This is a genomic window from Streptomyces pseudogriseolus (genome assembly GCA_002154585.1).
In the GTDB taxonomy this organism is placed as follows: Bacteria; Actinomycetota; Actinomycetes; order Streptomycetales; family Streptomycetaceae; genus Streptomyces; species Streptomyces pseudogriseolus.
On the sequence record MUNG01000055.1, the window covers coordinates 1 to 8,600 of the forward strand.

Sequence of the window (8,600 nt, forward strand, 5' to 3'; positions counted from 1 at the left end):
ACCTGGCCGCCCTCGCCGAGCCGCTGCTCGGCGAGGGCGGCCAGGTTGACGTCGTTCTCGTACTCGCACGGCATCGGCAGCGCGGCCGCCAGCTCGTCCAGCAGCGTCGGTGCGTGCCAGCCGGGCAGGTGGGACGCGTAGCGCAGCCGGCCGGTGTTCGGGTCGAAGGCGCCGGGGGTGCCGATCACCGTGCGGTGGATGTCCGCGCGGGTCAGCCCGGCCGCCTTCACCGCCCCGTCCAGGGCGTCGGTCACCTGCCGGACCACGGGTACGGTGGGGCGGCGGCCGGGGGTGGGCAGTTCGTGGCGGCCGACGGTACGGCCGGTGAGGTCGGCGACGGCCGCGCGGATCCGGTGCGGGTTCACGTCCAGCGCGGCGGCGTACGCGGCGGCCGGGTTCACGGCGTAGAGCTGGGCGCTGGGTCCCGGGCGGCCCTCGGTGGTCCCGGTGGCGAGGACCAGCCCGGCCGCCTCCAGACGGGCCAGGAGCTGGGAGGCGGTCGGCTTGGACAGCCCGGTGAGCTTGCCTATCCGGGTGCGGGACAGCGGTCCGTGCTCCAGCAGCAGGTCCAGGGCGGCCCGGTCGTTCATGGCGCGCAGGACGCGCGGGGTGCCCGGCGTGCCGGCCGTTCCTGCCATGAGTCGCGCCACCTGCCCTTCGTCGACTGCCCAGCCTCTCAGCGGGCGGTCCGGGATTCCATCCCAGGGCTGCCTCAAGGGATTGTTAGGAAAGTTTCCTGTCGATGAGAAGGAAGGTAAGCCCGCCGTGGAACAGGCGTCAAGGGTCAGCACCCCTCAGGGGCCCCGGCGACTCGGTAGCCCACAGGGGCGCGGAGGACGAGGCACCTCAGGGGCACGGGGAACTGCGCGACGGGGGCCCGGGGGCGGAGCCCCCGAACCACCGACACGGGGTCACTTGGCCGTGTTGCCCCCCGGCAGGGGCGACGCGGCCATCGACTGCGGCGACACAGAACTCGCGTACGCGGACGGCGCGGCCACCCCCGCCGCAGGATCGGACGCCGGCGCGTCCTCCGTAGCCGTCGCACCCCCGACAATACGAATACCGTGCGCGTCGAACGCCCGCTTGATCCGCCACCGCAGCTCCCGCTCCACGGTCAGCGACTTCCCGGGCATGGTCTTCGCGGAGACCCGCACCACCATCGAGTCCAGCAGCACCGAGTCCAGGCCGAGCACCTCCACCGGGCTCCACAGGAGCTCGTTCCAGGGCTCCTCCTTGCTGGTCCGCTCGGCGACCTCGCTCAGCACGGTCTTCACCCGGTCCAGGTCCTCGTCGGAGCGGACCGTGACGTCCACGTTGGCGGTCGCCCAGCCCTGCGAGAGGTTCCCTATCCGCTTGACCTCGCCGTTGCGGACGTACCAGATCTCGCCGTCGGCGCCGCGCAGCTTCGTCACCCGCAGTCCGACCTCGATCACCTCGCCGGTGGCCACGCCCGCGTCGACGGTGTCGCCGACGCCGTACTGGTCCTCCAGGATCATGAAGACGCCGGAGAGGAAGTCCGTGACCAGGTTGCGGGCGCCGAAACCGATCGCCACGCCGGCGACACCGGCCGACGCCAGCAGCGGCGCGAGGTTGATCTGGAAGGTGCCCAGCACCATCAGCGCGGCCGTGCCCATGATCAGGAAGGACGCCACCGAGCGCAGCACCGAGCCGATCGCCATGGACCGCTGCCGGCGGCGCTCGGCGTTGACCAGCAGGCCCCCGAGCCCGCCGCCCTCCAGCGCCTGGCCGGTGCGGGACATGCGGTCGACCAGCTTGGTGATGGCCCGCCGCACGAGCACGCGCAGCACCGTCGCGATCACCAGGATCAGCAGCACCCGCAACCCGATGGCGAGCCACGTCGACCAGTTCTCCTCGACCCAGCCGGCGGCGCTCGTGGCGCTCTCCTGGGCGTCCTGGAGCGACGGGACCCGTGGGGTCCCCGACTCCGCGGGGGTCGGCGAAGGGTCGGCGGCCCACAGGGCGGCGGACAAGGACACGGCGGGTACCTCCAGGTGCACGACCGTCCCCGGTGCGGCCGTCAAGGCCTGCGAGATCACGAACAGGTCACCGGTGGGGACGGAACCACCACACTAACGGGGCATTGTGAGCGGATCGCCGGGATGTGAGAAGAAGAGACCGCGCTCACCCGCGCGTGAACAGGCCATGATCCTGGGGATGTATCGGGTGTGGTCGAAAACACTCCCAGCCCGTTACCGGGACATGGTGGCGCGTTCACCAGGCATGAGGGGAAACTGACTACGGATCGTCCCGGCGCGAGCCACGCGCCGCCGGCGTACAAGGAGGCCGTCCGTGCCGCATGTCCTGGTCCTCAACGCGTCGTACGAGCCGCTCGGCGTCGTACCGCTCCGCCGCGCGCTCGTGCTCGTCCTCGAGAACAAGGCAGTCTGCCTCGAGGAGACCGGCGCCTATCTGCACAGCGCGACCGTCACCGTCCCCGCACCCAGCGTGGTCCGGCTCAAGCGTTTCGTGCGGGTCCCCTACCGGGGGCCCGTCCCACTCACCCGCAGGGCGCTGTTCGCCCGTGACGGGGGCCGATGCATGTACTGCGGTGGCGTCGCCACCAGTGTCGACCACGTCATCCCGCGCAGCCGCGGGGGCAAGCACGTCTGGGACAACGTGGTGGCGTCCTGCCGCCGCTGCAACCACGTGAAGGCCGACCGCCACCTCTTCGAACTGGGCTGGCGCCTGCGCCACAAGCCCGCCCCGCCGACGGGCCTGGCCTGGCGCATCATCGGCACGGGCCACCGCGACCCCCGCTGGCTGCCCTACCTCCAGCCGTACGGGGCGGACGACGCGCTGGCCCGGATCGACGGGATCTCGGCCTGACGGGGTCTTCCGGCCCCGGCCCCGTGAGGGCGGTGCCGGGAGGCCTCGTCAGGCGGCCACGCCGTTGTCGCGGAGCAGGGCCGTGTACGCCGCCTCGGCCGCGTGCCCCTCCAGGGTGCCCGGCGGGGTGTGGCGCAGGACCGCCCCGGTGTCACCGTGATGCGGGATGCGACCGCCCTGCGCCGGCGCCTCGGCGACGCCCGCGCGCCTCAGCCGGTCCCGGACAGCTGACCGGCGCGTTCGTCGGCCTGATCAGTCCGCGACCGCGTACGCCTCCACCGACCACAGCGAGTACCCGTACCGTGTGGCCCGCTGCTCGCCCTGGACGCGGATGTGGCGGACGCCCGGCTCGTCCATGCGGACCGTCTCCCGGCCGCCGCGGCTGTCGTGGACCTCCGCCGCCGTGCGCCAGGCGCGGCCGTCCGCGGAGACCTCGACGCGGTACGCCGAGGCGTGCGCGTCCTGCCAGTGCAGGTCGACCTTGCCCAGGCGCACCGGGCGGTCCAGCTCCACCTGCCACCACGCGTCGTCCTCGGCCGGCGACGACCAGCGTGTGGCGGGGTCGCCGTCGTTGGCCGCGGAGGCCGGGAAGTCGGGCGTCTCGTCGGCCGAGGACTGCGCGCGGCCGGTGCGGGCCAGGTCGGGTCCGCCGACGGGCGGGACCGCGTCGACGGTCAGCGTGCGGGCCGCGTCGCCGAAACCGAGCCGTACGTCGTAGGAGCGGGTGGGGGAGCCGGGCTTCACGGTCACCTCGACCGGCACCCGCACCGGCGTCCCGCGCGGCACGGACAGCGGCGTCCTCGGCACGCGCACGTCGACGCCCGCCGGCGCGTCCACGGTCAGCCGGCCCGTCACGTCCTCGGGGCGGGCCGAGCCCAGGGTGACCGTCACCGTGCGGGTGCGGCCGATGTCGGCGTCGGCGCGGTCGTCGGGCAGCTCCACCACGGCGTCCGGCACGTCGGCGAACCACGGCACCACGTGCCGCACCCGCCCCGGGTCCGCGCCCACCACCCGGACCGCGTCCACCAACTCCCCGCCCGCGCGCAGCTCGGTCGCGCCCTCCGCGGCCAGCGTGCCGATCCGCCGCCAGGCGCCGCCGTCCGTACGCACCTCCACCGACCCCGTGGTGCCCGGGTCGGTCAGCACCGTCACCGTGTCCAGCACCCGGGCGCGCGGCAGCCGCAGCGTGCCGCCCTCGCTCCCGGAGGGCACCCGGGCAATGCCCGCCCAGCTCTCGTACGCCGTGCGCGCCCGCTCCAGGAACGGGTCCAGCACGCCCTCCGCGACCGCCACCCGCGCCGACCCCAGCTCCGTACGCAGTGCTTCGAGCCGCCGGTACGCGGCCCAGGCGTCTCCCGCGTCCCCGGCCCGCTGCGCGCGCAGCATGTCCAGGGCCGCCGTGCCGGCCTCGCCGTAGCGGGCGAGGTGCCCGGTCCAGGGGGTGATCTCGTCGGACAGGGAGGTGCCGGACAGCCGCCCGGGCAGCTCGCGCAGGTCGGTGAAGGCGGCGCGCAGCCGCTCGGCCGCCGCCGTGTCACCGGTGCCGCGCGCGGCGGGCCGCGTGCGCCAGAACTCCTCCAGCAGCGGCCGCAGATACGCCGAGTCCGTGCCGCCGAGCACCGAGGAGGCCGTGTTGCGGGCGAGGACGGTGAGCGCCTTCTCGCGCCGGCCGTCGCCGCCGGCCAGGTCGGCGATCGCGGCCCGCCAGGATTCCTGGGGGCGGTACTCACGCGGGTTCCAGGCGAAGTCAGCGGCCGTGAAGAGGGGGATGCGCGACGCCTCGGGCTGTTCCATCGCGTTGGCGAGCAGCGCGGCGGACCCGGCGGCCACGGCGGGCTCCCGGCCCTGGTAGGGGCCGAGGAAAAGCCGCTCGGGGGCGTAGTCGTTGACGGGGTAGTTGTCCATCGTCACCAGCGGGTGCGCGAACACCTCCCGCGCCTCGGCGAGCTGACGGCCCGTGATGGTGCGGGGCACCACGCCGACGCCGGTCCACGCCACCTCGACGCCGTCGTCCAGCTCCCGCGCGAGCTCCCGCCGGTACGCGGTCGAGCCGTCCTCGTAGTACTCGGTGGGCATCAGGGACAGCGCGGGCGCGTCCGGGTGCCGCAGCGCCAGATGCCGGGCGACCGCGTTGGCCACGTGCGCGTGGGCGCGGGCGGCCGCCTCGGGTCCGGAGCCGAACCGCTCGGCGTCCGCCCCGCAGTGCCACTCGCTGTAGCTGACGTCCTGGAACTGCACCTGGAAGGCGCGGAAGCCCAGCGCCCACATGGCGTCCAGCTTGCGGGTCAGCGCGCGCAGGTCGTCGTCGGAGGAGAGGCACATCGCCTGTCCGGGCGCGACGGCCCAGCCGAGGGTGACGTGGTTGCGCGCGGCCCGCTCGGCCAGCTCGCGGAACTCGGCGCGCCGCTCGGCCGGGTACGGCTCGCTCCAGCGGGCCTGCCGGTACAGGTCGTCGCCGGGCGCGTACAGGTACCGGTTGAGCTTGGCGCGGCCCATGAAGTCGAGCTGGCCGAGCCGCTGCCGGTGCGTCCACGGGATGCCGTAGAAGCCCTCGGTGACGCCGCGCACGGCGGTGGCGGGCCAGTCCCGTACGACGGCGGCGGCGAGCGTGCCGTCGGCGCGGACCAGGCGGCGCAGGGTCTGCACGGCGTGGAAGAGGCCGTCGCCGTCCGCCCCGGTCAGGCTCACCGAGCCGTCGCCGGAGGCGAGCGTGTAGCCGCCCGCCGGGAGGGCGTGCAGGGGGTCGGCGGAGGCGCGTGCATGGCCCGCGCGCACCACGAGCGCCCCCTCGGGCACCGGTGCGCCGGGGTCGGTGAACCGGCGCGCGCCGGCCTCCCGCAGGACGTCCTTCAGCGCCTCCAGCGCGTACGGGTCCGCGCCCCGCTCCGCGACCACGGCGACCTCCTCGGTCACCCGGACCGGGGCGCCGTTCGCGCGCAGGGAGTGCGGGCGCGGCCACACCGGCGGGACGCCCGCGCCGGCCACGTCCGCCGGGTCGGCGGCGGGCGACCGGGACGGATCCGGTGCGGGCGCGGCCGTCGCGACGGGTGCGGCACCCAGGGATCCGGCGAGCACGGCGAGTGCGAGTGCGGTCCTCCGCGCGGTCGCCGTTCCGCCACGCCACAACTGCACGAGGCCCCTCCTGAATCCCCCGGGACCGGCCGGCCTACGACCGGCGGCCGTGTCCATTCCGTTACCGAGACGCCCCGAGCCCACCACTCCTGGAGTGAACGTGTCAATCAGAGGGGGTGTTGTGGCGCATTTGTCCCCCTGAGGAGTGAGAGTACGGGGAGAGAATGTGACCAGGTTCACGTTGCACGTCTTTGTGCGTCTGCGCTCGCGTCCACTGGGTAGGGCTGCGAGATGACCCGCACGCCCGGCTCGACGAGGAGGCCCCTGGTGACCGCAGCGGCATACGTCTTCCCCCCGGTCCTGTCCAAACCCGTGGCGGAGCACTCCGCGCCCGAGGCGGAGCACTCCGCCCACGACCCGCACGACTGCGTGTTCAGCGCCGAGGGCACCGGCGCCGAGGCGCCCCTGACCAGCGAACCCCCGCTGCCCGACGCGGAACCCCTGACCAGCGAGCCGCCGCTCGCCGACGCCACCCCGCTGACCAGCGAGTCCGACATCTTCTCCGACCCCTCGGACGCCGCGGGACTCGACTCCTTCCCGGCCCAGTACCGCCCGGAGCCCTAGCGTGACCGCGCCACGGCCGGACGGGACGCCCTCCGAGGCGCTGTCCCGGCTCGCCGCCCTGCACGGCGTCGCCACCTCCTACCAGCCCTCCCCGGACACGACGGTCACGGCCTCCGCCACCGCCGTCACCCGCGCGCTGGCCGCCCTCGGCGTCGACGCGTCCACCGACGAGGCCGCCCGCGCCGCCCTGGCCGTGCGCGAACAGGAGATCGCCGAGCGACTGCTGCCGCCCACCGTCGTCGGCCGGGGCGCCCGCCCGCCCGAAGCGCTCGCCGCGCTGCCCGCCGGCACCCGGCTGGAGATCCGCACCGAGGACGGCGAGACGCGGGCGTCGGCCGAGGACCTCCCGCCCGGCGTGCACCTGCTCACCGCCACCGCCCCCGACGGCCGCACCGCCCGCGCCCACCTGATCGTCGCGCCGCCCCGGCTGCCCGCCGCCGAGGGCCGCTCGTACGGGCTGCTGGTGCAGCTGTACTCCCTGCTCTCCCGCCGCTCCTGGGGCATGGGCGACCTCGCCGACCTCGGCGAGCTGGCCGCGTGGGCCGGACGCGCGCTCGGCGCCGGGTTCGTCCAGGTGAACCCCCTGCACGCGGCCGTCCCCGGACCCCCGACCGACCCGTCCCCGTACCGTCCCTCCTCCCGCCGTTTCCCCGACCCCGTGCACCTGCGGGTCGAGGCCGTGCCCGAATTCGCGTACGTCGAGGACCGCGCGCGGCTGCACGCCCTGCTGGAGCGGGCGGCGCGGCTGCGGGAGGCGGTGCTCGGCAAGGGCGAGCTGATCGACCGGGACGCCGTCTGGGAGGCCAAGCGGGAAGCGCTCGAACTGGTGCGGACGGTGCCGCTCGGCCCCGGCCGCGCCGCCGCCCTGCACGCCTTCCGCGCCGAGCAGGGGCAGGCCCTGGAGGACCACGCCACCTGGTACGCCCTCGCCGAGGCGCACGGCCCCGACTGGCGCCGCTGGCCCGCCACGCTGCGCGACCCCCGCTCGGCGGAGACCGCCCGCGCCCGCGAGGAGCTGCGGGACCGCGTCGGCTTCCACTCCTGGCTGGTCTGGCTCACCGACGCCCAGCTCACCGCCGCCCAGCGTGCGGCGCGCGAGGCGGGGATGCCGGTCGGGATCGTCCACGACCTGGCCGTCGGCGTGCACCCCACCGGCGCGGACGCCTGGGCGCAGCAGGACCACTTCGCGCCCGGCATGTCCGTCGGCGCGCCCCCCGACGCCTTCAACGCGCGCGGCCAGGACTGGGGGCTGCCGCCCTGGCGCCCCGACCGCCTCGCAGAGAGCGGGTACGCCCCCTTCCGCGACCTGCTGAGGGGCCTCTTCCGGTACGCGGGCGCCCTGCGCATCGACCACGTGATGGGCCTGTTCCGGCTCTGGTGGGTGCCCGAGGGCCGCCCGCCCACCGAGGGCACGTACGTCCGCTACGACGCCGAGGCCATGCTGGCGGTGCTGGTCCTGGAGGCGTCCCGCGCCGGGGCCCTGGTGATCGGCGAGGACCTCGGGACGGTCGAACCCGGGGTGCGTGACGCGCTGCGCGACCGCGGGGTGTACGGCACGTCGGTGCTGTGGTTCGAGCGGGACTGGGAGGGCGACCGCCGCCCCCTGCCGCCCGAGCGCTGGCGCGCCGACTGCCTGGCCACGGCCACCACCCACGACCTGCCGTCCACCGCCGCCCGCCTCACCGGCGAGCACGTGGAGCTGCGCGACCGGCTGGGCCTGCTCACCCGCCCGCTCGCCGAGGAGCGGGCGGAGGCGGCGGCGGACGTGCGGGAGTGGCGGGAGCGCCTGGAGGAACTGGGGCTGCTGACGGACGAGGACGCCCCCGACCCCGCAGGTGAGGAGGCCGGGATCCGGGCGGTGTACCGCTACCTGCTGCGCACCCCGGCCCGCATGGTCGGGGTGTGGCTGCCGGACGGCGTCGGGGACCGGCGCCCGCAGAACCTGCCCGGCACCTGGGACCAGTACCCGAACTGGCGGCTGCCCGTCGCCGACGCCGAGGGGCGCCCGGTGTCCCTGGAGGACCTGGCGGCGTCCCCCCGGCTGCGCGCCCTGGCCG

The 8,600-nt window shown here is 75.4% G+C and carries 6 protein-coding genes; 3 read left to right on the plus strand and 3 right to left on the minus strand.

What is annotated here, in order from left to right; translation table 11 throughout:
• Together CCN29_RS06630 and CCN29_RS06635 are read right to left on the minus strand one after the other, a co-directional pair.
• On the minus strand, positions 1-638 hold a 638-nt coding region (locus CCN29_RS06630), incomplete at its 3' end, for an ROK family transcriptional regulator (protein ID WP_143661286.1).
• Between the two features lie 273 nt (positions 639-911).
• On the minus strand, positions 912-1,997 hold the full coding sequence (locus tag CCN29_RS06635; protein ID WP_031017585.1) for a mechanosensitive ion channel family protein: 1,086 nt from the start codon (positions 1,995-1,997) through the stop codon (positions 912-914).
• Positions 1,998-2,310: 313 nt separating this feature from the next.
• Between CCN29_RS06635 and CCN29_RS06640 the strand changes: the two genes are divergently transcribed.
• Positions 2,311-2,847 (plus strand): HNH endonuclease, encoded by a 537-nt coding sequence (locus CCN29_RS06640; protein ID WP_006133642.1) that lies wholly within the window; start codon positions 2,311-2,313, stop codon positions 2,845-2,847.
• A 252-nt stretch (positions 2,848-3,099) separates the two neighbouring features.
• Here CCN29_RS06640 and CCN29_RS06645 read toward each other — a convergent pair whose 3' ends face one another.
• Positions 3,100-5,979 (minus strand): beta-N-acetylglucosaminidase domain-containing protein, encoded by a 2,880-nt coding sequence (locus CCN29_RS06645; RefSeq protein ID WP_086680508.1) that lies wholly within the window; start codon positions 5,977-5,979, stop codon positions 3,100-3,102.
• Positions 5,980-6,246: 267 nt separating this feature from the next.
• Between CCN29_RS06645 and CCN29_RS06650 the strand changes: the two genes are divergently transcribed.
• Positions 6,247-6,543, plus strand: a complete 297-nt coding sequence (locus tag CCN29_RS06650) for a hypothetical protein (protein WP_006133640.1) — start codon at positions 6,247-6,249, stop codon at positions 6,541-6,543.
• A gap of 1 nt (position 6,544) precedes the next feature.
• On the plus strand, positions 6,545-8,600 hold a 2,056-nt coding region (malQ, locus tag CCN29_RS06655; RefSeq protein ID WP_086680510.1), incomplete at its 3' end, for a 4-alpha-glucanotransferase.